16 protein-coding genes are annotated in these 26203 nt (G+C 56.2%); 14 read left to right on the forward strand and 2 right to left on the reverse strand.

The genetic code is table 11. The annotated features are described in order from the left end of the window. Positions 1 to 57 precede the first annotated feature (57 nt). From AC0V6N_RS01520 to AC0V6N_RS01555, 8 genes are all read left to right on the forward strand, one after another. The gene (locus tag AC0V6N_RS01520) at positions 58 to 1650 is read left to right on the forward strand and encodes a tryptophan halogenase family protein (protein ID WP_486169830.1); all 1593 of its coding nucleotides are present in this window, start codon (positions 58 to 60) and stop codon (positions 1648 to 1650) included. Then, positions 1647 to 2675 (forward strand): tryptophan 7-halogenase, encoded by a 1029-nt coding sequence (locus tag AC0V6N_RS01525; protein ID WP_486169831.1) that lies wholly within the window; start codon positions 1647 to 1649, stop codon positions 2673 to 2675. The genes AC0V6N_RS01520 and AC0V6N_RS01525 overlap by 4 nt, the downstream gene beginning before the upstream one ends. Beyond that, positions 2672 to 4204: a tryptophan halogenase family protein gene (locus AC0V6N_RS01530; protein ID WP_486169832.1), complete on the forward strand. Its 1533-nt coding sequence runs from the start codon at positions 2672 to 2674 to the stop codon at positions 4202 to 4204. The genes AC0V6N_RS01525 and AC0V6N_RS01530 overlap by 4 nt, the downstream gene beginning before the upstream one ends. Then, positions 4201 to 5718: a tryptophan halogenase family protein gene (locus AC0V6N_RS01535; protein ID WP_486169833.1), complete on the forward strand. Its 1518-nt coding sequence runs from the start codon at positions 4201 to 4203 to the stop codon at positions 5716 to 5718. Before AC0V6N_RS01530 ends, AC0V6N_RS01535 begins: the two co-directional genes overlap by 4 nt. A 139-nt stretch (positions 5719 to 5857) precedes the next feature. Next, positions 5858 to 8998 (forward strand): TonB-dependent receptor, encoded by a 3141-nt coding sequence (locus tag AC0V6N_RS01540; RefSeq protein ID WP_486169834.1) that lies wholly within the window; start codon positions 5858 to 5860, stop codon positions 8996 to 8998. Positions 8999 to 9162: 164 nt separating this feature from the next. Then, on the forward strand, positions 9163 to 9903 hold the full coding sequence (otsB, locus tag AC0V6N_RS01545; protein WP_486169835.1) for a trehalose-phosphatase: 741 nt from the start codon (positions 9163 to 9165) through the stop codon (positions 9901 to 9903). Beyond that, complete coding sequence (locus tag AC0V6N_RS01550) at positions 9900 to 11708, forward strand: glycoside hydrolase family 15 protein (protein WP_486169836.1); 1809 nt, start codon at positions 9900 to 9902, stop codon at positions 11706 to 11708. Before otsB ends, AC0V6N_RS01550 begins: the two co-directional genes overlap by 4 nt. Beyond that, positions 11705 to 13099 carry an alpha,alpha-trehalose-phosphate synthase (UDP-forming) gene (locus AC0V6N_RS01555; RefSeq protein ID WP_486172403.1) on the forward strand — a complete coding sequence of 465 codons (1395 nt, stop codon included), beginning with the start codon at positions 11705 to 11707 and terminating at the stop codon, positions 13097 to 13099. Before AC0V6N_RS01550 ends, AC0V6N_RS01555 begins: the two co-directional genes overlap by 4 nt. Positions 13100 to 13104: 5 nt before the next feature. Here the strand turns inward: AC0V6N_RS01555 and AC0V6N_RS01560 are convergent, their stop codons facing one another. Then, a complete protein-coding gene (locus tag AC0V6N_RS01560; protein ID WP_486169837.1) occupies positions 13105 to 14790 on the reverse strand; it encodes a ShlB/FhaC/HecB family hemolysin secretion/activation protein in 1686 nt (561 codons plus the stop codon). Positions 14791 to 14908: 118 nt separating this feature from the next. On the opposite strand from AC0V6N_RS01560, the gene AC0V6N_RS01565 reads away from it, so the two are divergent. From AC0V6N_RS01565 to AC0V6N_RS01590, 6 genes are all read left to right on the forward strand, one after another. Continuing rightward, positions 14909 to 16501 (forward strand): FecR domain-containing protein, encoded by a 1593-nt coding sequence (locus AC0V6N_RS01565; protein ID WP_486169838.1) that lies wholly within the window; start codon positions 14909 to 14911, stop codon positions 16499 to 16501. 46 nt (positions 16502 to 16547) lie between these two features. Further along, a complete protein-coding gene (locus tag AC0V6N_RS01570; RefSeq protein WP_486169839.1) occupies positions 16548 to 18839 on the forward strand; it encodes a putative bifunctional diguanylate cyclase/phosphodiesterase in 2292 nt (763 codons plus the stop codon). Positions 18840 to 18917: 78 nt separating this feature from the next. Further along, complete coding sequence (locus tag AC0V6N_RS01575) at positions 18918 to 20114, forward strand: acyl-CoA dehydrogenase family protein (RefSeq protein ID WP_486169840.1); 1197 nt, start codon at positions 18918 to 18920, stop codon at positions 20112 to 20114. A 29-nt stretch (positions 20115 to 20143) separates the two neighbouring features. Further along, entirely contained in the window at positions 20144 to 21274 is a 1131-nt protein-coding gene (locus AC0V6N_RS01580) for an acyl-CoA dehydrogenase family protein (protein WP_486169841.1), read from the forward strand. Between the two features lie 97 nt (positions 21275 to 21371). Next, on the forward strand, positions 21372 to 23114 hold the full coding sequence (locus AC0V6N_RS01585; protein WP_486169842.1) for a type I secretion system permease/ATPase: 1743 nt from the start codon (positions 21372 to 21374) through the stop codon (positions 23112 to 23114). Next, the gene (locus tag AC0V6N_RS01590; RefSeq protein WP_486169843.1) at positions 23111 to 24448 is read left to right on the forward strand and encodes an HlyD family type I secretion periplasmic adaptor subunit; all 1338 of its coding nucleotides are present in this window, start codon (positions 23111 to 23113) and stop codon (positions 24446 to 24448) included. The genes AC0V6N_RS01585 and AC0V6N_RS01590 overlap by 4 nt, the downstream gene beginning before the upstream one ends. On the opposite strand, the gene AC0V6N_RS01595 is transcribed toward AC0V6N_RS01590, so the two are convergent. After that, positions 24445 to 26151, reverse strand: coding sequence for an FAD-binding oxidoreductase (locus AC0V6N_RS01595; RefSeq protein WP_486169844.1), 1707 nt, complete (start codon positions 26149 to 26151; stop codon positions 24445 to 24447). The genes AC0V6N_RS01590 and AC0V6N_RS01595 overlap by 4 nt on opposite strands. Between the last annotated feature and the right edge of the window lie 52 nt (positions 26152 to 26203).

The following is a 26203-nucleotide window of genomic DNA, read 5'->3' on the forward strand; positions in this document are numbered from 1 at the left end:
GTATTACTGTATCGGACAAGAGGTCAAGGGAGACCCCGCAAAAAGCCTAGAGATTCTTTGCCTGTCGCGATTGACATTGCGGGCCTGGCTGCGATTTTGCGAAGTGGGATAGAGGAGCTGCGCGTGGCAATTGGCGACACTGCCAATGCAATCAATCACGTTGTGATCGTGGGCGGGGGAACTGCGGGCTGGATGACGGCTGCGGGACTTTCCAGCATGCTGGGGCCGACAGGGCTCAAAGTCACTTTGATCGAATCTGAAGCAATCGGCGTGGTTGGCGTAGGCGAAGCCACGCTGCCTCACATAAAGTTTTTCAATGACACAATCGGCGTTGATGAAGCCGAATTCATGGCCGCCACCTCGGCCACGTTCAAACTGGGGATTGAGTTCGTCAATTGGGGGCGAAAAGGCGACAGCTACATCCATCCTTTCGGTGAATTCGGCCTGCCCAATGAAGGTGTCGCGTTCCATCATTATTGGCGCAAATTTGCAGGGCAGCCCGGTGTCGGCCCGCTTGACGACTATTCTTTGCCAGTGGTCGCGTGTCGCAAAGGCAAATTTCAACCGCCCAGCAAAGACCCGCGCTCAGTCCTCTCGACTTACCGCTACGCCTACCAATTTGATGCGTTGCAATATGCGCCGTTCATGCGCGCCCATGCCGAAAAGCGCGGTGTTACGCGGATGGAGGGTAAGGTTGTTGATGTCGATCTAGACGGCGAAGATGGCGGCGTGTCCTCACTTATTCTTGAGAACGGGCAAGAGGTATCCGGTGATCTGTTCATCGATTGCACCGGGTTTTTTGGCCTGTTGATCGAAAAGCAGCTGAATACTGGATATGACGATTGGAGCGAGTGGCTGCCTGCTGACCGGGCTGTTGCAGCTCCGTGCGAAAGCGCTGGGCCGCCGCCGCCGTTTACACGCGCGACCGCGCATGAGGCGGGCTGGTCTTGGCGCATTCCGCTGCAACATCGAACAGGCAACGGCCATGTCTATTCGAGCCAGTTCTTATCCGACGATGCGGCCTGTGACACTTTGCTGGGTGGTCTTGAAGGTGAGAGGCTCGCCGACCCGCGTTTCTTGCGATTTGTGACCGGTAAGAGGCGTAAGCTCTGGAACAAGAACGTCGTTGCAATCGGCCTATCCGGCGGGTTTCTGGAGCCGCTTGAATCGACCAGCATCTACCTAATCCAAGAGGGCATTTCGAAGCTGATCGAGCTGTTCCCGCATTCCCAAGACTGCGCCGTTGAAACGGGCGAGTACAATCATTGGATGGATTTGCAGTTCGAGCGAATCCGCGATTTTCTAATCCTGCATTACAACGCGACTCAGCGCGACGATTCCGATTTCTGGAACCATATGCGCACGATGAATGTGCCCGATAGTTTACGAGAGCGGCTTGAGCTGTTCCGCGCGCATGGCCACGTCTCATCCTATGATCACGGCCTGTTTTTGGTGCCAAGCTGGATTGCGGTGCTGATCGGCCAGCGCGTGCTGCCGGATAGCTTTGATGCGCGGGTCACTGGCGTGCCAGACGCGCATGTGCAGCGGCATTTATCAGGGCTTCGCGATCACATGGAAAAAGCAGCCAGTTCGATGGAAGATCATGCCAGCTATTTGGCACGCCATGCCAAGATGAGCGACGCGGCATGAGCGGTCAGACTATCCGAGTGACGGGGCCAGCCTTGCGAGTGGCCATCATTGGCGCTCTGCTTTCGCGCAAATGGGTGGGTAAGGGGCGGTATCTCGTTTTGGAGCCCGGCGAGCCGCCCAAAGGAGGTGAAGATGTGCTGGCGCGGCCTGACCACCTCAAATTTCATGCAGAGCTGGGACTTCAACCTGACCAACTTGCTCAGATCGGCGCAATTGGACCAGTTCTGGCGCCAAGCTATGCGTCAGTGGAAGGGACTGTAAACCTGCCCTTTGCGCCAATTGGTACGGCGCAGTTTGGCGTGGATTTCCATCACTTCTGGCTGCGCGCGGGCGGTGATCGGGTGCTAGACGATTTGCTCGCATTCTCGCCCGCAATCGCGATTGAGAAAGCTAAGCAAAAGCCTGCCTTGGCCTCTTTGGTTCAGTCAGCTCTGCCCTTTGGCATGGCGCTTGACGCCAATAGTTACGCCCATTCATTGTTAGCGTTGGCAAAGGGCAATGGCGCCCGCATTGTTAACGCGGCGGAGCGCTCCGAAAGTGACTTCACCATCGATTGCACTGGTACTGATAAACCCGTTTGGCATGGCGATAAGTTGGAGTTGCTCGCTCCTCCAGAAATGCCGGGTACTGAATGGCAAATTTGCCTAAACGCTGCTCAGAGGTTCGCGAGCCTATCATCCGACTTGGAGCGTGCGGATAGCGAACAGCGCGAATACACCCGATTGGCGCGGCAAGAGGCGGTGCGGATCGCGGATATGGCTATCCTGCTAAACGCTCCCGATCCGCGAGCAACGGCCAGCGCGGAACTTAGGCGTAAGATCGATGTCTTCACCGCTTGTGGCCGCATTCCAACTGAGGATTTCGAAGTGTTTCAGCCTCCCGAATGGCTCGCCGCGTTATGGGTTCGCGGTAATCGGCCTAAACGCTTTGATCGGATGGCTGGCATTCTCCCAGAGGCGAAATTGAACGAATGGATGCAGGCGATGCGCTCTCAAGCTAAAGCCTTGGCGGGGCACGCGGTATGAAGAACCATCCGGTCAAGCGCGTCGTTATCGCAGGCGGGGGAACCGCGGGCTGGATGACGGCGGCGGCGCTTTCCAAACTGCTCGGCAGCGCCGGTGTCAGCGTCACTCTGGTCGAATCCGAAGCTATCGGAACGGTCGGTGTTGGTGAGGCCACGATCCCGCCGATCATCAAATTTAACGCGCAGCTCGGCATTGAAGAACACGACTTCATTCGCGCCACGCAGGCGACTTACAAGCTGGGGATTGAGTTTAACAATTGGGGCGGCATGGGTGAAAGTTATTTCCATCCCTTTGGCCGGATTGGATTTGATCTTGATGGCCTGGATTTTCACCAGTTTTGGGCGCGGCTGAGGCGCCTGGGAGATGCGCATGGGCTGGATGCCTATTCGATCAACACACTTGCGGCCTATGCCGGAAAATTCGTCCGGCCCGAACCTGACCACGGGCAGGTGATCGGTCAGCTTGGTTATGCCTATCACTTTGACGCCTCGCTTTACGCTGCATTCCTCAGAACCTTTGCCGAAGCGAATGGCGCGATGCGGATTGAGGGACGAATTGAGCAGGTCGAACAGGATGGTGAAAGCGGGCTGGTAACCGGCCTGCGCCTTGATGGTGAGCGTTTGGTCGAGGGCGACATTTTCATTGATTGCACCGGTTTTCGCGCGCTTATCATCGGTGCCGCTTTGGGCAGTGAATACACGGATTGGAGCCATTGGCTGCCATGTAACCGGGCTGTTGCAGCCGCGTGTGAAAAGGTCGAAGACCCGCGCCCCTACACCCGTTCAACCGCGCGCGAGGCAGGCTGGCAATGGCGCATCCCCTTACAGCATCGCACCGGCAACGGTTACGTCTATTGCGATGAGTTTTTGAGCGCGGAAGCGGCAGAAGACACGCTGCTGTCGAACCTTGATGGAGCGCCAGTCTCCTCGCCCAATCATCTTCGTTTTCAAACCGGTCATCGCGATCAGTTCTGGGCGGGGAACTGTGTTGCAATTGGCCTGTCCTCTGGCTTTTTAGAACCGCTGGAATCGACCAGTATCCACCTTATCCAGATGGGTATTTCGAAATTGATCGCGCTGTTTCCGGCAAGCACAGATACTCCGATTGAACGGGCCGAATATAATCGCCTGATGCGCGATGACTTTACCCATGTCCGCGACTTCCTGATCCTTCATTACAAAGCGACTACGCGCGATGACACGTCGTTTTGGGATTACGTTCGCACGATGAGCATCCCTGACAGCCTTCAGCAGAAGATGGACCTGATGCAGTCCAATGGGCGCTTCTTCAAATATGATGCGGAGCTGTTTGACCTGACCAGCTGGCTTGCCGTTGCTGAGGGGCAGGGCTGGGGACCGCAAGGTCATAGCCCGACAGCAGATCGCTTGTCCGAAGCCAACCTCACGCAGAGCCTGGCGAATATGCGAGGGGTCTATGCCAAAACGGCGGACGCCATGCCGACGCACCAGGCCTATATTGACCGGTTTTGTAAGGCGTCAGGCGACGCGGTGAAGGCGACTGCTGCATGAACGACCAACTTCTCGATCACGTTGTTATTGTGGGTGGTGGGACCGCTGGCTGGATGGCGGCTGCAACGCTTGGGCATCTGCTGGAAGGTTCTCCGACAAAGGTTACGCTGGTCGAATCCGAAGCCATTGGCACCGTGGGAGTGGGTGAGGCGACTATTCCGCCCATCATCGCTTTCAACACGATGCTGGGGATCGATGAGGACACTTTCGTTCGTGAGACCAATGCGACGTTCAAACTGGGTATTGAGTTTGTCGACTGGCTGCAGCTGGGGCACAGCTATATCCATCCCTTTGGCGATTTTGGCCGCGATTTCGACGCGATCCCATTTTACCAATATTGGCTCCACCGCAGTCTCGCTGGTGAGAAGGATGATCTGTTCTCCTACTCTCTGATGGTGGAGGCGTGCCGGCGTGAAAAGTTCATGCGCCCGCTATCGGACCGTCCCCAGTCCGCGCTTGCGGGCATCAATTATGCCTTTCAATTTGACGCCTCGCTCTATGCCGCATTCTTGCGACGCTTTGCAGAAGGCAAGGGCGTAACGCGCATTGAGGGGCGCATCCAAGATGTCGCGCGCGACGGCGAAAGCGGCCATGTCACGTCGGTCTCGCTCGAAAACGGGCAAGAGCTAGCAGGCGATTTCTTCGTCGATTGCTCCGGTTTTCGGGGGCTGTTGATCGAACAATCGCTTGAGACTGGGTATGAAGATTGGCGCAAATGGCTTCCGTGTGACCGGGCCGTGGCGATCCCTTGCGCAAAGTCTGGCGATCCCATCCCCTACACCCGCGCCACTGCGCGCGAGGCTGGGTGGCAATGGCGCATTCCTTTGCAGCATCGCACAGGCAATGGCCACGTCTATTGCAGTGAGTTTATGGATGACGACGCCGCTGAGAAGGTGCTGCGCGATAACCTCGATGGGGAGCCACTGGCAGAAGCTAACCGCATTCGTTTTCTGACCGGGCATCGCAAGCAGTTCTGGAATGGCAATGTGGTCGCGTTGGGCTTGGCTGCTGGCTTTATGGAGCCGCTTGAATCGACCAGCATCCATCTGATCCAAACCAGCCTAGCGCGGCTCTTGACGCATTTTCCGGATAAGCGGTTCAACACAGCGGACGTAGATGCGTTCAATCGGCGCACGCTGAAGGAATATGAACGTGTGCGCGATTTTCTGGTCTTGCATTACACAGCCACCCGGCGCGATGACACGCCGTTCTGGCAGCATTGCCAGTCAATCGAACTTCCAGACAGCCTTGCGGGCCGGATCGAGCAATTCCGAGGAACCGGTCGCATATTTTCTGAACCAAACGACGTGTTTGGCACCGCAAGTTGGCTCGCCGTAATGTATGGACAGGGCATTCAACCGGCTGCGACAAACCCGTTGATTGCTAAGGTCCCGATGGCAAAAATAGATCGCATCATTCGGCAGATTGGCGGCGCAATTGATAACGCGGCCAATGAGATGCCAGTGCATCAGCGATTTATCGACGAAAATTGCAAAGCAAATTCAGTAGCTTAAAAATCGAGTGTTGAAAATTCGCATCTAACCAGAAGGTTTTTTGAAAGTACATTGACAACGCTGTCAATTTGAGGTCAACTCACAATACAAGAGAACGTGCGACCTCAATTAACGAGGCGCCACTTGGAGGGGAAAACAAGTGAATTTGATTCGCGATCGCGTTGCCACAGGCTTTGTATCGAAGTCATTGCTTTCAAGCGTTTCTACGTTGGGTCTGCTCGCGGCATCGCCTGCTCTGGCTCAAGATCAAGACGCGGATGATACGCAAAACTCAGCCGAAGCTGAGGACGATAATATCATCATCGTAACGGGCCTTCGCGAGTCGCTGGCCTCTGCGCAGGCACAAAAGCGCAACGCTGATACAGTGGTCGATGTGGTTACCGCATCGGACATTGGCGCCTTGCCTGACCGTTCTGTTTCCGAAGTCCTCCAACGCGTTCCTGGTGTAAGCATCCTCCGCTTCGCTGGTCCTAATGATCCCGATCACTTCGCCGTCGAAGGAAGCGGCGTCGTTGTCCGCGGTTTGCCATTCGTGCGTTCGGAGCTGAATGGCCGCGACGTGTTTGGTGCCAATAGCGGCGGTGTCCTTGGCTTTGAGGATGTTTCACCCGAATTGCTCGGTAGCGTGGTTGTGTTCAAAAACTCGACCGCTGATCTGATTGAGGGCGGCGCTGCTGGTACAATTGATCTGCGCACCCGTTTGCCGCTCGACCAATCTGGCCAAGTGATCGCCGGGTCAATCGAAGGCAATTACGGCGACTTGCGTGAAGAGTTCTCTCCCACCGCATCCTTCCTGTACTCAAACAGCTGGGACACGGCTGGCGGCACGTTCGGCCTCTTGGGCAACATTGCCTATAGCGAGCTCCTCTCGCGAGCTGATGGCACGGGCATTGTTGACTTTGTCGAAACAGACGATGGCTTTGTCCCATCGGGTGGTAGCATTCGCACCCAGGAATTTGATCGCGAACGACTGACGATTGCTGCGGCTGCTCAATATGAAAGCAATGATGGGCGTTGGCTTGCTACTGCTCAGTTCTTGCGCTCCGATTCAGAGCTGATCTGGGGTGAGAACGTCATTGAAACAGGTGCTGACAGTGCAGGCGCGCGCTCTGGCCTCGATTCAACCGACTTCACCTTCGACAGCGATGGCGTGTTCACAAGCGGCACCATCACTGACAATTCGCAGTGGCGTGGCCCCAATGCGTCCGCGGCGCTATTGCCATCAACGGGTGGTCAGCAGATCAATCTGACCCGTGATCGATTTGAAAGTGATGTGACCGAAGACTTTGGTTTTAATCTGAAGTTCTCTCCAACCGACAATCTGCGTTTCAACTTTGATGCACAATATATCACTGCTGAAAGCGAAGTGGTTGATCTGACCATCCACCGCTCCTTCTTTGCGCCTGTCCGGATTGATGGCACGCAAGGCGGTGTCCCGACGCTCGAATTTCTCGTCCCGGCGGGCGAGGATGCGGGCTACTTCCAAGACCCAAGCAATTACTTCCTTCGTTCAGCGATGGACCACATATCGCAAAATGAAGCGGAGTCTTTCGCGTTTCGTGGTGATGTGGAGTATGATTTCTCTGGCGACGGCTGGCTGAAATCAATTCGTGCCGGTGCGCGGTATAACGAGCAGGAATCGCTGCTGCGTCAGTCGGACTTTAACTGGGGCAACATCTCCGAGGTCTGGACCGGCGCCAGCTTTAATGATGGCGGTCCGTTATTGCTGCTTGGCGGCAATCCAGATGCGTCGCTTGATAGCTTGGTTGCGCCGCTGTTTGGCACCTTCGAATTTGAAAATTACCAGCGCGGTCTTTCAACCGGGCTTGGTGGCCCCATTCCAACATACACGGGGCCATCTGTTACAGATTTCCAAGGGTTCCAAGACACGTTCAATGGCATCATTGATACGCTCTATGGTGCTGGTAATTTCGGTCCATCGGGATGGCGTCCGCTTACCTCGCGCAATGGCGTAATTGAAGGAACACCATTCTTGCCAAGCGAAATTGGCCGGATCGAGCGCGATACCATCGCGGCCTATGTCCGTGCCGATTTCGAGACCGATCCCGGTCAAGATGTAGTGCTGAGCGGCAATATCGGCCTGCGCTATGTGCGCACAGAACGCTCCGTTGATTCCTCGTTTGCCTCAAATGGCTTTGATAACTTCTTCGGACAGAGCGCGGTTTGTGATCCTGGCTTTGTGCCAGACAATCCTGCGACCTTCGTGAGGCCAGGTTTCTGCGACCTTGATCTGGTTAGCCTTGAGGCGGCTTTGGGAGATGGTTTTGCGACACAGCGAAATCTCCAGACCTCCTATGATGAGTTTTTGCCGAGCCTAAACCTCAAGCTGGACATCCCAGGTGGTCATGTCATTCGGACGGCAATTTCGCGCACGCTCAACCGGCCCGGCGTCGATCAGTTGAATGAGCGAGTCACACTGCAATCGCTAACAGGTGACCCAACGGATGATGGGCGCGGTGGCACATTCCGGCCGTTCCTTGGCTTTGTTGGCAATGCGACGGGCAATGCGAACCTGAATCCGCAAAGGGCTTGGAATATCGACCTTTCTTGGGAATGGTATTTCGACAGCGCTGGCTCGATTACAGTCGCTGGCTTCCACAAAGAGATCGATAACTTCATCTCTTTTGCGCCTCTGCCGATTGATATTCCAGCCGATGGCATTCCGGCAGAATTCGCCACCAATAGTGTGATCAACCCGCTTTTGCGCAACACTGAAGTGAATTCTGATCGCAATGCGAGCGTGACTGGCTTTGAGATCGCCTACCAGCAGTTCTACGACTTCCTGCCCGGCGTTTTGAGCGGTCTTGGCGCGCAGTTCACCTACACCTACATCGACAGTAAGGGGGTAGCGAATGAGCTCGATCCCAACATTCCAAGCGATGATCCGCCGACGGCTCGCTTTGATATCAATTCAGGGATTTTCCCACGCATTTCGCGCCATAATATCAATGCGGTAGCGTTGTATGAGAAGGGGCCAATTCAGGCACGTCTCGCATACAACTGGCGCAGCGCATTCCAGTTGACGCCGCGTGATGTGATCTTCCCGTTTGCCTCGATCTATCAGCCGGCGACGGGCCAGCTGGATGCATCGATCTTTGTCGACATCACCGACAATATCAAATTCGGTCTGCAAGGTGTGAACCTGACTGATGATGTGACTGTCACTGAACAAACGATCAACGAAGATGGCCTGCGTGCACCGCGCAATTTCTTCCGCAATGATCGACGCTATTCGGCGATCCTACGTTTCAACTTCTAGCTCTCCCGAGAGAGGTTCCCATTCTTCTCTCCTCGATGAATGCCCGGTCAGCTGAGCTGGCTGGGCATTTACGTTTTTGTGGTCGCAATCGGCGAAAGCGTTGGTTGGGATCTACTAACTGATTGACCAAAGGCATCAGCTGGTTATCTCTTTAGGGCATGGCGGTGAAACAGGCGCTGAGCGCTCCTCCTTCTTTGTCGGTTTTCATGGAGAGACAGCCCGCACTGTTTCTCGACTTTGATGGTACGCTTATAGGGCTCGCGCCGACCCCTGACGCCATTGCTCCGCGAACTGGCCTGGGTGATGCACTCATTCGCCTTAAAAGCAGGATGGAAGGTAGGCTCGCCTTGGTCAGCGGTCGATCAATCGACGACATCAAACGCCATCTGGGCGATATTCCCGTCGCCATGGCGGGTTCGCATGGCGGAGAGATCAGGAGCGCTGATGGGACAGCGATTGGCGCTGTTTCAAATGGCATCAGTGATGATGTGCGCAGAGCCTTGCGCGACTATGCGACCGAGCACGGCCTTGGATACGAGGAGAAAACGCAGGGCGCGGCGCTGCACTATCGCGCGAAGCCTGATTTTGAAAAGCAAGCCAACAGTTTCGCAGAAGACTTGGCGAAGCAGCATGACCTCGCGACAAAGCACGGCAAATGCGTGGTGGAATTGGTCCCGCGCGGTGTCGACAAAGGGCGCTCTGTTGAGACTTTGCTGGGACAATCAACATTTGCGGGTGCATTCCCGCTGTTTCTCGGCGATGATGTGACGGATGAGGATGGCTTCAAGGCCTGTGCCCGCAATGGCGGGGCAGGAATTTGTGTGGGTGAACGCGCCAAAACAAGCGCGACCTACCAGTTGCGCGATGTCGCAGCGGTGCATGAATGGCTGGAGCTTGAATTTTGACAACATCTGACGCGTCTACTCCTAACCTTGAGTTGTGGCCGATTGGCAATTGCCAGGTCTCTGGCCTGATCGACACCAATGGGGGGCTCGTTTGGGGCTGCGTGCCGAGGGTCGATGGCGACCCAGTGTTTTGCTCGCTCCTGAATGGGACCTCGCAAGACGCAGGAGTATGGCGGTTTGAGCTGGAAGGGCAGGTTAGCGCCTCCCAACATTATGTGCGCAACACGCCGATCCTTGTAACCCGGCTCGAAGCGGAAGATGGCTCCGCGGTCGAAGTGCACGACTTCGCCCCCCGCTTCGAGCGCAATGGACGAATGTATCGCCCGGTTGCTTATGCGCGGATAGTGCGACCCGTGGCAGGCACTCCCCGCCTTAAGGTCGTGCTCCACCCGATGAAGAATTACGGCGCACAGCTCGCCGATACGACGCATGGGACTAACCATATTCGCTTTCTCGTGGGACCGCAGGCTCTGCGGCTCTCTACTGATGCGCCGATTGGCTATGTGCTCGAAAGCCGTTCTTTCCGAGTGGAGAGCGATCAGCATTTCTTCCTCGGCCCGGATGAGCCCTTTACCGGCAATCTGCGCTCAGAAGTGCGCCGGATGGAGGCGCTGACGGCCAAGTATTGGACGCATTGGACACGGGGCCTACATATTCCGTTCGAGTGGCAGGAAGAGGTGATCCGCTGCGCGATCGTTCTCAAGCTCTGCCAGCATGAAGAGACAGGCGCGATTGTGGCGGCGCTCACGACTTCGATCCCCGAGGCAGCGCATTCGGAGCGAAATTGGGATTACCGTTATTGCTGGATCAGAGACAGCTATTACACCGTGCAGGCGCTCAACCGTCTGGGTGCGCTTGATGTGCTAGAGAAGTATCTCGCCTACCTGCGCAATATCGTGGATGGGGCGAAAGGCGGGCAAATCCAGCCGCTCTATTCGGTTATGGGCGAAGGCGAGTTAGATGAGCTGACCGCAGCGCATCTCGCTGGCTATCGCGGCATGGGGCCGGTTCGGCGCGGCAATGCGGCCTACAAACAGATCCAGCACGATTGTTATGGCCAGATTGTTCTGCCCACGACGCAAAGCTTCCTCGATCAACGCCTGCTGCGTGTCGCTGATGACCACGATTTTGAAAGCCTCGAGCAAGTCGGTGAAATGGCCTTTGCCATGCATGATCAACCCGATGCGGGCCTGTGGGAATTTCGCACTCGTCAGGAGGTGCACACCTACTCGGCCGTCATGTGCTGGGCAGCATGTGACAGGCTCGCCAATGTCGCAGCGCATATCGGCAAAGAGGCCCGCGCGACCTATTGGCGTAAACGCGCTGAGACGATTGCGCGCACGATCAACGAGAAGGCATGGAAAGAGAACGAGGCAGGGGGCCATTACGGAGCCAGCTTCGAAAGCGACTACCTGGATGCGAGCCTGCTCCAAATGGTCGAACTGCGCTTTCTGTCACCTGACAATCCGCGTTTCCAATCCACCTTTGCTGCGATTGAGAAGGAACTGCGGCGCGGCGATCACATGCTGCGATATGCGGCTAAGGATGATTTTGGAGCGCCAGAAACGGCATTTAATGTCTGCACGTTTTGGCTCATTGAGGCGTTGCATCTGGCAGGACGCGATGCAGAGGCGCGCGCTCTGTTTCAAACCATGCTGAGCCACACGACGCAGTCAGGAATGCTCAGCGAAGACCTCGACTATGAGACGGGCGAGCTGTGGGGCAACTTTCCGCAGACTTATTCGTTAGTTGGTGTGATCAATTGCGCGGGGCTGCTGTCCAAACTTTGGAGTGATGTGCGATAGGACGTCTGGTTGTCATCTCGAACAGGGTCGCTGTACCAAAGGCACGCGGTGCCGCAGGCGCGCAAGGTGGGCTTGCGGGCGCGCTAAATTCTGCGCTTCAAGATCGCGGCGGTGTCTGGTTCGGTTGGTCTGGTCAGGAAAGTCCAGAAGACCGCACCGGCAATATCAATATGCAGCGTGCGGATGGAGTGACGACCGCCACAATCGACCTGTTTTCGCGCGATATTGACGAATATTACAACGGCTACGCAAACTCGACGCTTTGGCCCCTGTTCCACTACCGCCTTGACCTAACCGAATATGAGCGTGAAACTGGCAAGGGGTATGAGCGTGTCAATGAACGGTTCGCCGAAAGCGTTCAGCCGCTGATCGAGGATGATGATCTTGTCTGGGTGCATGATTATCACTTGCTCCCACTAGGCAGTCGTTTGCGTGAGCGGGGTCTCAAGAACCGCATCGGTTTCTTCTTGCACATCCCATGGCCACCCACGCGGCTATTTGTTTCGCTGCCATTTCATGAACGGCTAGTGCAGACGATGCTCGATTATGATCTCATTGGTTTCCAAAACAATGAGTGGCTAGAAAGCTTCCTGCACTATTGCCGCAAAGAGCTGGGAGCCGAGGTTGACGAGGAAACCGGTACGATCCGGTTTGAAGGTCGCTCTGTGCGCGCAAAAGCTTATCCCATAGGCATCGATTGGGACCACTTTCAGGCGCAAGGCGACAAGCAGGACGCGAAGGATGCAGCCGACCGCTTGGTTCGCTCAACCCGCAACAGAACCGCCATGATCGGAGTGGATCGCCTCGACTATTCAAAGGGCTTGCCCGAGCGGATCGATGGTATCGGCCGTTTCTTCGACCAGCATCCAGAGCGTGTGCGCGACCTTGTCTACATCCAGATCGCGCCGCCCAGCCGCGAGGATGTTGAAAGCTATCAGCATATTCGCAGCGTGCTTGAGCAAAAGACGGGGCAGATCAATGGTGCCCGCAGCGAAGTGGACCTTGTACCCATTCGCTATGTGAACCGCGGATACTCGCATGCAGAGCTCTATGGTTTCTTCAATGCGTCTAAAATTGGGCTGGTCACCCCACTGCGCGATGGGATGAATTTGGTGGCAAAGGAATATGTCGCCGCTCAAGATCCCGAGGATCCCGGCGTGTTGATCCTTTCACGCTTTGCAGGGGCCGCGCAGCAATTGAGCTGCGATGAAAAAGGGGCCGTGTTGGTTAATCCGCACAGCCCCGATGATCTGTCACACGCAATGCTCAAGGCGCTCGAAATGCCGTTGGCCCAGCGCAAGAGCCGCTATGAAGCGATGATCGGGACGATCCGTGACGACAACGTCCAGGCATGGACCAAGGAATTCTGCGACGACCTTGCTGCTGAATAGCGCCGTCAGAACGACTGCTGCACCCTCACATTGATCAGTGGGCTTTCGCTATCGCCGTCAAAACGTTCGCCTGTCAGCGGCACAGCGAGCTCCAAATCGAGGTCAAGGTCGCGCGTCACGTCCAATCGCATTCCGCCACCGGCAGACGCTAGCGATCCGCTGCCAAAGCCATCTTGGAGATTGGACACAACGCCGCCGTCAGCAAAGACATAAAGCTGCGCACGCGGCAGCCAGAACCCTTGCCCGCGCCAGCTATAGCGTAGCTCGCCATAGCCCATAATGCCTTGATCGCCGGACCGTTCATTGAAGTTATAGCCACGCAGGAATGATGTGCCGCCAAGGCCAAGATCTTCGGTTGCAAGCAGAGGATCGGTTGAAAGCTGGCCACGCCCACCCAGGGACAGACTGAGGCTGTCGGTCAGTGCACGATCCCAGGCGAACCAGCCAAACAAGCTTGTGAAATCAGCAGAGGCGTCAGACCGTGATGCGAGGTCATCGCCAAGCTTGGTGGCCGACAAAATGTTCAACCCGCGCGTCACCGTCACTCTGCCACGATACCTGCCGCCGGCCAGTTTGCCGCGCGAATAGATGCCAGCTTTGGCGACGGGTACGCGGTCTCGGCGCACTTGCTGGCCCGCGACATCTTGCGTCAGCTCGCTCACTTCAAATTCACCGATCACCCACACGCTGGCATTGCGGCGGCGCAGCAGAGGATAGCGAGCGCTTACGCCTGCACGCCAAAACTCACCGTCGATGTTGCGGTCCTTCAAGAACGCACCGGGCTCAGTGGAAGAATAAGACAGGTGTGCGCCAAGCTCTAAGCCGCTCGCATCTACGACAATGCGATAGGCGGCGCTGGCAAATTGCAATTCTTCGGGCTGGAGCGGCGTTGTGCCCAGCGTTAGGTCAACTTCATCTCCAGAGGCCAGCACGCCGTTTAGATCAACCCTGATCCGCGCTCTGATCGGGCCCACCGGCTCCGAGCCATTGTTGCGAAGTTCGACTGAGGCAAAAGCATGGCTGCGGCGAGTGCGGACCACCAGAACGCCCAGATCGCCGTCTTTTTCGTAGCGGCTATCGAGAATGTGCACGCCTGAGATATCGTCAGCCAGTAATATACGCCGTTCAAGCTCTTCTGCTGTAATTGGCTTTCCATTAACCAAGGGCGCTAACTGCCTGCGGATAGCAGGTTCATCGGCGCCGTCGATGCGGATGGCATCCACCCGGCCTTCATCAAGCTCAACTCGAAGAATACCAAGGCCAAGACTTTGCTGGGGTATGGTTGCCGTCGCGAACACATAGCCGCTGTCACGCGCGCGCTGTGCCACAGCATCAACAAGGGCTGCGAGGTCATCTTGGGAAAGATCGCGAGACGTATACGACTCAATGAGGTCGACGAATTCGCGGTCCGGCAACGATTGGTTACCCTCGATCAGAATGGAGCTGACGCTGAAGGTTTCAGCGCGGCTGGGCGTTTCGGGTGCAGCCCGGCGCACGGCCTGCGCGAGGCGGATGGGGGCATCGGCTTGACGCTCAAAGACATCTCGCGTCTCAAGCGCTTCTGCTGCGACCGATGCATCGGTATCCACTTGCGCATCACTCTGGGCGGCCACCGGAGCGGCTAAACTCAAGGCGATGGCCGATACTGAGACCCTTGGGGTGAGCAGCACTTTTGCACCTGCTAACTTCATGCGGTGCCGACTAAAGCTAATCCCCTAAGGAAACGTCAAAATTTCAATTTGTTAAGTATACACGATTACGACCTGGTGAGTTGTCTGGACTAACGCGCAGTCACGGAGAACTAGAATTATGAAACTGCCATTGCGTGCAATCCTTCCCGTCGCGGCCTTGCTTTCAAGCACAAGCGCTCTTGCCCAATCCGGTCCGTGGACCGTGAGCGAGACGCGGGGTGATGTCGTAATTCGAACTGCCGAAGGCGAGCGCGCTGCTCGCCGAGGTGCGCGTGTTAATGCTGGTGAGCAGGTTGTCACCGGCACTCGCGGTACAGCGACGATTGTTCGTGGGCGTGAGTTCGTGACGGTTCGTCCGAATTCCCGCATTTCCATTGTGCCGCGTGAGCGCGAGCGCGGTGTCATTCAAATCATTCAGGATTTTGGCAGCGCGCTGTTTGATATTGGCAGGCAGCCCGATCCCCACTTTGGCGTCGACACCCCTTACCTTGCGGCTGTGGTGAAGGGGACGACCTTTTCCATCACTGTGACCGAAGAAGGGGCCTCAATGCAGGTCACGGAAGGTGCAGTCGAGGCTTCTACCAATGATGGCGGTGCGCGTGATCTGGTGCGTCCGGGTGAGATCGCAATCATTGCTGCCGACGATGTCTATCGCCTCAATATCGAGGGGGATGTGCCACGCCAACTGGACTCGCCCAAACGCGGTGTTTCTACGGCTCCAGCCCAAGGGACAAAAACCCTCAGTTCCATTCCCGCAAATGGCGCATCCGCCGGGGCGGGCAATGCCCCGTCCGCCGTAATCACCTCTGCAGTGGGAAGTTCAGCTGTCAATGTAAGCAACCTTACCGGTGGCTTGGTAAGCGGTGAAGTTGCAGCCGTTGTCAGCCGAGCAGGCAGTGCACAAGGTGGCGCAGCAGGCGACGAAGAAACGGATTCAGACGAAGTCGTCGCCGATAGCGCTGCTCAAGGCGATTTTGACGATAGCAACGTCAACTCAAATGCCGGAAGTGATGACGGCGGCGATGACGAAGAAAACGACGACGGCGATAGCGTTGAGAATGGCGATGACGTCGACAACTCTGATGACGATCAAGGCGACGAAGGCGACGACGATGATGCCGCCGGAGATGAGGGTGGCTCAGATACAGATGACGGGGACGATGAGAGCGGCGATGACGATCAAAAGGATGGTGATGATGAAGGCGGCTCTGACGACGACATAGACGAAGACGAAGACGAAGATGACGATTCCGGTCGCGGTAACGGAAACGGCGGCGACGACGACGATGATGATGATGACGACGACGATCGCGATGATGATGACCGCGACTACGATGATGGCAACAACGGGAATGGTAACGATCCCGACGGTGACGACGACAGCAACCCCGGCAACGGCAACGGCAATCGCGACGATGATGGCGATGGCAACAACGGGAATGGCAACGATTCTGACGGTGACGACGATAGCAACCCCGGTCGTGGGAATGGCAACGGGAATGGCAACGGCAATCGTGACGGTGACGGCGATGGCAATAACGGCCATGGCAACGATCGCGACGGCAATGACGATAGCAACCCCGGTCGTGGCAATGGAAACGGCAACGGCAACGGCAACGGCAACGGCAACGGGAATGGTAACGGCGGTGGCAATGGTAACGGCGGTGGCAATGGATTCGCCTTCGCAGGGGACTACCGCGTTCGTGTCTGATGCGTAGTGTTTGCCATCTTAAGTCTGGCGAAAGCGGGCCACTCGGATGAAAGGCTGGGCCACTCGTAACGCCTTTGTCCAATGGGGCATTGTGATCGCGAGCCTAGTCGCGGCGTTCTTTGTCGCGCAAACTCATACAGTTAGAGCGATTGAGGATGCACAACAGTCCTTCGTTTCGAGCGTTATGAAGCGCGACGCATCGGGTCAAGTGCACGTTGTCGAAGTTGACGCAACCAGCCTTTCCAACGTCAGACAATGGCCTTGGCCGCGTGATTATTATGCGCAATTGGTCGATGAGCTTGATGCAGCGGGCGCGCGCTCAATTGTGTTCGATATCGACTTTTCATCCTACTCGACCCCAGAGGGCGATGCGGCTTTTGCTGAGGCGTTGGCGCGTTCCGATACTCCTGTGTTCCTCCCCACTTTTGCTCAGCACGCAACCGCGCAATCAGATCGCATTTTGGACGCGCTGCCGATCCGAGAACTGCGCGAAGATGTCGGACTGGTATCTGCGACTGTACATCCCGATCGTGACGCGCTGGTTCGCCGGATGGTGTTCGGATCAATGACCGATGGCCTGCCGCGGCCCTCTATGGCGTCTCAGATTGCCGGTCGCTCAGGCGATGCTGATCTCAGCTTCCCGATCGATTTCAGCATCGATCCCGCTACGATTCCGCAGCACTCCTTCATTGACATTCAGCGCGGCAATTTCGACAAACAGGCCTTGGCGGATAAGGACGTGCTCATCGGCGCAACTGCGATTGAGCTGGGAGATCGTTATGGGGTTCCCAATTATGGCGTAAGGCCCGGCGTTGTCATCCAAGCGCTCGCCGCTGAAACACTGATCGCAGGTCAGATTGTTGAGCTTGGCTGGATGTATTTGCTCATCCTCGCGGGAGTCTTCTCAAGCGTGATCGTGCGCGCTCGCCGCTATGAGAAAGTGGTCGCTTTGACCCTTGGTGGCGGCGCGTTTTTGGCCATGTTTCAGATTGCGACCTACCACTTTGCCCGCATCGAATTTGAGGTTGTCCCAGGCCTGATTGCGCTACTTTTCGCAAGCATCGCCCAGATCATGCGGATCGCGAGAGTTCAATTGCGTGAACGCACCTTGCGCGATGCAGAAACGATGCTGCCCAATGCGCTGGCCTTTGCGCGTTCGACCAATGCTGACGACCAGTTTGTGGCCACCGCCTACATTCAGGACTTCGATTCCATCCAGTCTGTGTTGGGCAAAGCCGAAATCAGAAAGTTCTTCGACCGGTTGATAGAGCGTTTCGAAACAAAGGCTGGGGTGGACCAGATATACCGCGCTGACACTCGCATCCTCGCCTGGAAGCACACTGAGGATTATAAGGCGCTGACTGATGCCTTCGAAGGTTTGTCCGAGGCATTCAAGAAACCCATCGAAGTGGCAGGCCGCCGTGTCGACGTCAGCTTGTCCTTTGGCATTGCCTCCGGCTCCATGATTGCTGATGCGTCGCGCGCCGCTAGCCAAGCGGCCAAAGAAAACCGGCTCTGGCACGCACATGAAGATGCTGAGGCGGCCATTGTGGAGCAGCGTGTCACGCTGATGGGTGAATTGGACGAAGCGGTTGAGAACAATCAGCTTACTGTCCTTTATCAACCCAAACTTCGTCTTGAGACCAACAAGATTGAGAGCGTTGAAGCTTTGGTGCGTTGGCACCATCCAGAGCGTGGCTTTATGCGGCCTGACCTGTTTATCCCATTGGCAGAAGAGACCAATCGGATCGAGGCGCTAACTCTATTCGTATTAAGCAAAACGATCGAGGATCTGACTGTCTGGCAGGCTGACGGGATTAAAGTTTCAGCTGCGGTCAATATCTCCGCCAATCTGATCGGGTCAGAGGCCTTCGTTGGCAAAGTTGAGGACATTCTGCAGCAGTCTGAAGTTCGAAATTGTCTGATTTTTGAAGTCACCGAATCGGCGACTATGGACGATCCGGAGGTCGCAGCTGCGAATTTGAGGCGCTTCCGCGACTTTGGCGTGCTAATTTCTATGGACGATTATGGCACTGGTCAGTCCACTCTCAGCTACATTCAGATGCTGCCATTGAGTGAGATAAAGATCGACAGGGCTTTCGTTCAGAACGCGCATATCAAACGCGCCGATGAGCTGCTGGTACGCTCCACAATCCAGCTTGCCCACTCGTTAGGCCTGCGTGTCGTAGGGGAAGGCGTGGAAGAGCAGCCCTGCCTAGATTTCCTGCAAGAGGCAGGCTGCGATTTCGCCCAAGGCTATCACATCGCAAAACCGCTAAGCTTTTCTGATCTGATGACAAAGGTTGGCAGGAAAATACCTGCAACCGCCGCTTCCTAAATTTCGTATTTCTCACTTTAGCTCTGGCCTTGCTCGTGGCAGTAAGGTTGGGAAATTCGAATTTGGGAGAGCAAAGCGATGAACCTCGATTTCACGCCTGAAGAAGTGGCGTTCCGCGAAGAAGTGCGCGCCTTTATTGCAGAGAAATATCCAAAGCATCTAGGCGATACAGGCCTGCGCGAAGACCTTGCACGCGAAGACTTTGTCGCATGGCATAAAGTGCTGGGTGAAAAAGGCTGGTCAGTACCTGCATGGCCGACCGAATATGGCGGCACCGGCTGGACGCCGACACAGCGCTATATCTGGTCAGAAGAAAACGCGCGTGTGAACGCGCTGATGCCGCTTCCCTTCGGTGTCTCGATGGTCGGCCCAGTGATCTACACATTCGGCAATGAAGAGCAGAAAGCGCAGCACCTGCCCGGTATTCGCGATGGCAGCGTGTGGTGGTGTCAGGGCTATTCTGAGCCGGGTGCGGGTTCTGACCTTGCGAGCCTCAAGACAACCGCGGTTCGCGATGGCGATCACTATGTGATCAACGGTCAAAAGACTTGGACGACACTTGCGCAATATGCGGACTGGGGCTTCTTCCTGTGCCGCACTGATCCAGACGCTCCAAAGCCACAGCAAGGCATCAGCTTCATTCTTGTCGATATGAAATCACCGGGCGTTGAAGTGCGCCCGATCAAGCTGATTGATGGCGGGTATGAGGTCAACGAAACTTGGCTCACCGATGTCCGTGTTCCAGTCGAAAACCTCGTCGGCACAGAAAATATGGGCTGGACCTATGCCAAGTTTCTGCTCGCGCATGAGCGCAGCGGAATTGCTGGCGTCGCCCGCTCGAAACGCGGTGTTGAGAAACTGCGTGAGATTGCCGGCAGCGAAACAATCGATGGTCAGCCATTGATGAGCGATTTCGATTTTGCGCGCAAAGTCAGCCAGCTTGAGATTGACCTTGCGGCGCTTGAGTTCACCGAACTCCGCACGCTGGCGGGTGAACAAGCAGGCAAAGGTCCTGGTCCAGAGAGCTCGATCCTTAAGATCAAAGGCACGGAGATTCAGCAGCGTCTGACCGAACTTACGCTTGAGGCGGTCGGCAGCTATGGCACGCCGCTTTATGGCAGCATCGCAGATGCAGGATCGAACCAGTATCCGGTCGGCCCGGACTATGCCGAGCATGCCGCTTCGACTTATTTCAATATGCGTAAGACTTCGATCTATGGCGGATCGAACGAAATTCAGCGCAACATCATCACGAAAATGATCCTCGGCCTTTAAGAGCCGCACGGACACCGGAGGGAATATAAGTGGATTTCAATTTCACTGAAGAGCAGGACATGGTCCGCGATGGTTTGTCGCGCTTGGTTCGAGAGCAATATGACTGGGACACGCGCCGCAGCGTGGTGGCCAGCGATGCTGGCTGGCGTCCAGAGGTTTGGGCTCAGCTGGCTGAGCTTGGCATCTTGGGCATGCCGTTTAGCGAAGAAGATGGTGGCTTTGGTGGCGGCGCGGTTGATGCGATGGTCGTGATGGAAGAGTTTGGCAAAGGCCTGGTGGTCGAGCCATTCGTTCCAACGGTGGTATGCGCAGGCGGCTTTCTAAAGCACGCTGGTACACCAGCACAAAAGGAAGAGCATATTGGCGGTATCGTCGATGGTAGCCGCGTTTTTGCATTTGCTTATGCTGAGCCACGTGGCCGTTATGATTACGCAGACCTTGAGACGACCGCCAAGAAAGACGGGGATGGCTATGTCCTAAACGGTCACAAGGCTGTCGTCATCGGAGCACCTTGGGCAAGTCACTTGATCGTGACAGCGCGCACCGCAGGTGATCGCCGCGACAAAGACGGTGTCTCCGTGTTCGTGGTCGACAAAAGCGCCAATGGCGTTGTTACCCGCGACTATCCAACCGTTGATGGTCGTCACGCGTCCGAAGTTTACTTCGAAAATGTCAGCGTGCCTGCTGACGCTTTGATCGGTGAAGAGGGCGCGGCCCTCCCGCTTATTGAGCAGGTCGCTGATGAAGCGGCTGCGGCACAATGCGCGGAGATTTGCGGTGTGATGAAAGTCGCTAACGCGATGACGCTCGATTATGCCAAACAGCGCAAGCAATTTGGCGTTCCGATCGCGAGTTTCCAAGTACTCCAGCACCGCATGGTCGATATGTACACTGAGTATGAGCAGTCGGTCTCCCTGACCTATTTCGCAACGCTCAAACTTGATGCAGAAGAACGTGAGCGCAAACTTGCCGTATCGGCCGCCAAAGTCCGCATCGGGCAGGCAGCGCACCATATTGGTCAAGAGGCGATCCAGATCCATGGCGGTATGGGCATGACCGATGAGCTGGCGATTGGCAGCTATTTCAAGCGCTTGACCATCTTCGATTCCGAGTTTGGCAATGTCGATCACCATATGAAACGCCATATCGCGCTTTCTTAATAAGCCTGTGATAATACGGCCATGATATAGGCCAAGGATTATGCTGCGCGGCGTAAGGGCTTGATTTTGGCTCTTACGCCGCGCAGATTCTATGCAAATGAGCACCGCACCCACTTCTGAACTTCGAACCGCGCTCAGCGCGTCGAAATCGGCCTTTGTCACGGTCGGCTGGCTTAGTGCTGTGATCAACGTCCTGCTTTTGGGCGGGCCGATCTATATGCTGTTGATATATGACAGCGTGATGCCCAGCGGCAGCACGGCGACTTTGTTCGGGCTGCTCGCGATGATTATCGTCGTTTATGTTTTTCAGGGTCTGTTTGACCTGCTGCGTATCCGCATCCTCGGAGATGTTGCGGCGGCATTGGATGCGCGTCTGACAGGCAGAGTTCACCGGGCAATTTCGTGGAAGGCGTTACGATCAGGGGCACAAGGCGATGATGGATTGACGCCTTTACGTGATCTTGATTCAATCCGCGCATTCCTTTCGTCCCCCGGACCCGGTGCCTTGATGGATTTACCGTGGCTGCTCTTGTTCGTGGGATTGCTAACAGCGCTCCATTTCTGGTTGGGAGTGACCGCGCTTGTCGGGGCGTTGGTCTTGATCGGCTTTACCTTCCTCAATGACCGCTCAACCCGGCAGCCCAGCGAAGAGGCCGCACATGCACGGGCTTGGCGCGCAAAGATGGCCAATGATAGCCGTCGCCACGCCGAGGTGATCCGCGCGCTTGGCATGGGTGAGCGGATGAATGAAAAATGGCACACTGCCAACGCCCAGCTCAGCACAACCGAAGACGGGGTAAAGCGCACAGGCAGTCTTATCTCTGGCATCAGCCGCATCTTTCGGCTGTTCCTGCAAAGCTTTGTCCTGACCGTGGGCGCGCTTCTGTATCTCGCAGGAGAGGCCAGCGGCGGTATCGTTTTCGCAGCTTCAATCCTTGCGGCTCGCGCGCTCGCTCCGATTGATCAGGCAATCGCGCATTGGCCATCCTTTATGGCAGCGCGCCAAGGTTGGGATCGGTTGGAGACGCTGTTTGAGGCTGTTCCGCTTGAGGAAGCGCAAGAGACCATATTGCCAGCGCCATCAAGAGACATGCGGGTTGAGGGCGTCGCTGTCACGCCTCCGGGTATGGAAGCCGCAGTACTGGAAGGCGTGCAATTTGATCTGAAAGCGGGCGATGCCTTGGGCGTTGTTGGCCCGAGCGCTGCTGGCAAGACCAGCCTGTCACGCGCGCTCGTGGGCTTGTGGGAGCCATCACAAGGCGCGGTTCGCCTTGATGGGGCAAGCCTAGATCAATGGGACCCGGATACGCTTGGTGCCTCATTTGGATATCTGCCTCAGCATGTCGAACTGTTCGACGGCACCATTGCGCAGAACATCGCTCGGTTCGATCCTGATCAGCCTTCGGAAAAAGTGATTGCTGCGGCCCAAATGGCGGGCGTGCATGAAATGATCCTTGGCTTTGCTGATGGCTATGACACGCTCGTTGGCGCTGGCGGCATCCAATTATCGGCAGGTCAGCGCCAGCGCATTGGTCTTGCGCGAGCGTTGTATGACGATCCGTTCCTTGTGGTTCTGGATGAGCCGAATTCAAACCTCGATAGCGAGGGTGAAGAGGCGCTGGGTAAGGCTGTCACGGCGGCCCGTGAGCGCGGAGCCATTGTGGTCTTGGTTGCGCATCGTCCATCGGCCCTGCGCCAAGTGAACAAAGTGCTGTTCCTGCGAGATGGGAAAATGGTCGCCTTTGGTGATCGTGATGAGATCCTTTCGCGAATGGTCACGCCGCCGCCCGGTGCAACCCCGATCAGGGCCACACAAACCGTATCGGCGTCCAAGAAATGAACGCGCAGCTGCCTGTGACTATCGATGCGGATGTCGAAGACGGCGCTGATATGTTTGAACTGCGCGCGAAGGCACGCGCACGCACAGCCCTGATCGCAGCCAGCATTCTCGCGTTTATCGTACTGGTCGGAGGCATTCTTGTCCCCATTGGCGGCGCGGTGATTGCGACCGCCGAGGTTGGACCGGAAAGCCGGATTAAACGCATTGCTCACCCCACTGGCGGGGTGATTGCAGAAATCCTCGTCGGCGATGGGGACAGCGTTGAAGAGGGCGATCTGTTGATGCGTCTGGACAGCGATGTCACCGAAATGGACGCAGAGTTTTCTGAGCTGTCGCTTGCACAATTGCTCGCGCGCCGCGCGGCGCTCCTCGCTGATATCGAGAACCGCCGGGCGATCACTTTCCCGGCAGAGCTGATCAATGATGATGGGCCAGAAGCGCGGGTGGTGATGGAGTCCGAACAGCGCCGATTCCGCATCACTCGATCTGAAAGGGCCAGTTTGCGTGCGCAGCTTGATGAAAGGGTCAACCAGCTCAACCGTCAGATCGACGGGTTTGAGGCGCAGATTTCAGCGCTCCAGCAGCAGCAAGAATTGATCGGGCCCGAGCTAACGATGCTGCGCGACATGTTTGAAGAAGGCTATGTCACGATCCGCCGCCTCAATGAAATGGAGCGGCAGGCGATTGAGCTGGAAGGCTCGATTGGCGCATTGCGGGCAAGTATCGCACAAGCCAATGCAGGCATCGCCGAAGCGCAGGAACAACGCATTCAAATCGGGCAATCTGCACGTACCGATGCAGGGGCTGAGCTGGCGCAGGTCGAAGCCGCGATCAATGATCAACGCGTTGCAAGCGCGAGCGCGGATGATACGTTCGACCGCTCAACTATTCGCGCGCCATATGCGGGCACTATCGACAAGCTTGCATTTGGCGCGATTGGCGAAGTCATTCGGCCAGCTGAAACCATCCTCGAAATCGTGCCGCGCGATGATCGCCTAATCTTTAATGGTCTGGTGATGCCCGGCGATATTGACCGGGTCGAGGTAGGCCAACCAGCGCGCCTGCGCCTATCAGCTTTCAATCAAGCCACTACGCCGGAGTTGAATGGAGAAGTCACCTTCGTCTCCGCCGATCCCATTTCTGACGAAGCCTCAGGCGCGCGCGCATATCGTGTGCGCGTGGTTCTGGATGGCGAAGATCAGGCGATTGCTGATGATCTCCAGCTTGTGTCTGGCATGCCGGCGGAACTGTTTATCGAGACCGGAAGCCGGTCGATGCTGTCTTTTGTGACGAAACCCTTGGTCGACCAGTTCCAGCGCGCTTTCCGTAATTAGACTTGGCCGGGCGGCGGCACGGTCAATCGTCGTTTCCAGTATTGAGTGTAGAACACGCCATCTGGGTCGCACTTTTCGCGCAAGGCCATGAAATCGGCAAACTTCGGCAGATTGTCCCGATAATGCGTGGCCCATCTGCCGAAATCATAGCTTGGCACAAATTTGCCCCAGTGGAGCCGGAAGGGCACGTTATTGTCGCGCAGCAGTTCCCAGTACTGGTCTAGGAAGCCTTCATCTGCATTGGGCACGCCTTTGTTATCGCGATACCAATAAACATCGATACGAACTGTGCCGTCTTTGTACTCGTCCGACCCATCGGTGTAGCCTGCATGCATCCAGCCGCTCGTGGGCGGGCCGCCATAAACCTCGGTCGAAAAGTAACCTGTGGCCTCATATCCGCGCTCTTCAAACATGGTTTGATACAGGTTCATCACCTGCCGTGCTCTGCCAATAGGCACCCAAATCTCAGTAAATTCGGTTGCGAGCAGATTGTCGCGCACGGTGTTATCCATGCATAGCGACCGCCAATACCAATCATTGAACTTCGTCTGTTTGCCCGGTTTGGTGATTGGGTTGAAGATCGGCAGGAGTTTGGGAAACAGTATCCGGACCAGCCCGTTCAAAAAACCAAGCGCCGACCCAATCGCGCCAAGGATAATCCCGGCGATCACGCCAAGCAGGTAGGTGAAGAAACGGCCCAACGCGCCCTTACCGGAACGCCGCAGGACATCGCCAAGGTTCTCCAGATAAAAGCCCACGCGTTCCCAGATCAGCCCGATAATCCGCAGCGGGTTGGTGTTGCCAAAGATCGCGAAGACGATTGAGCCAAGGAACATTTCGGTCTGACCACCGAAGTTTGGCGGAAACTGCTCATAGGGAGAAAGGTCGTCATTTGAAGCTGCGACACGCTTTGCCTGCCACGTCTGAATTCGCTCAGCCCCCTTTTGCGGCCACCACACGACGCGGGTATAGGGCGCGTCTTTGAGATATTGCTCCAGGCTCGGTTGGGTCGCACTTCCGGGGCCAAAGAAATCCATTGGCGCATTAGCCCCAGACGTCTCAGTCGTGATCTCAGTGCCTTCAATATTGTACATTGGCACCAATTGCAGGCGCACTTTGGTCACAATGCCGAGTAGGCCCATTGATGTGCCATAAGCGTCAAAATCGGTGTGCGTTTGGTCAATCCATTGCGCCTTGCCCGTTCCATCGACTACGCGGTAGGCGATCATATTGTCCCAAGCATAGCGGGTAGAGCCACCAGCAGAGCCGGTTGCGGTAAAGCCGCCCAGTGTCTGATGTGTAATCCCACCAAGCGTGTTGACCGCCCAGCCTTTCTCAAAAATCTGATGCAGTAGACTGTTTTCCAAGGTCGAGACGCCAAACGGGTCTTGCGGGTCCCAACCAAGATTGATGCCGGGCTCTGCCTCAATCACTCCTTTGGCTTCATCGACCCAGTCCAATGCGCGCATTTGATCAAACGCGAGGTTTACTTCACCCGGCGGCGGATTTTGCTGGAGGGTTCGGTTCGGAGGTGAGCCGTCACTCGGATCGGTATAGACGCTCCACGCCACTGAATGGGTCGACCCACGCCCTCGCACTTGCAGCGAGTTGGCCCGCGCAAACTTGATCAGCGCGACAACATCTGTCTCGCTCGAGGGATGATAAAATCCGTCATTTCCAATCGGAATAGGCGGTGTGTTCATGTTTCTGTGTCCCCTTTGCTATTTGTATCATGGCCTTATGCGAGGCCCGGGG

The organism is Erythrobacter sp. S57(2025) (assembly GCF_057365055.1).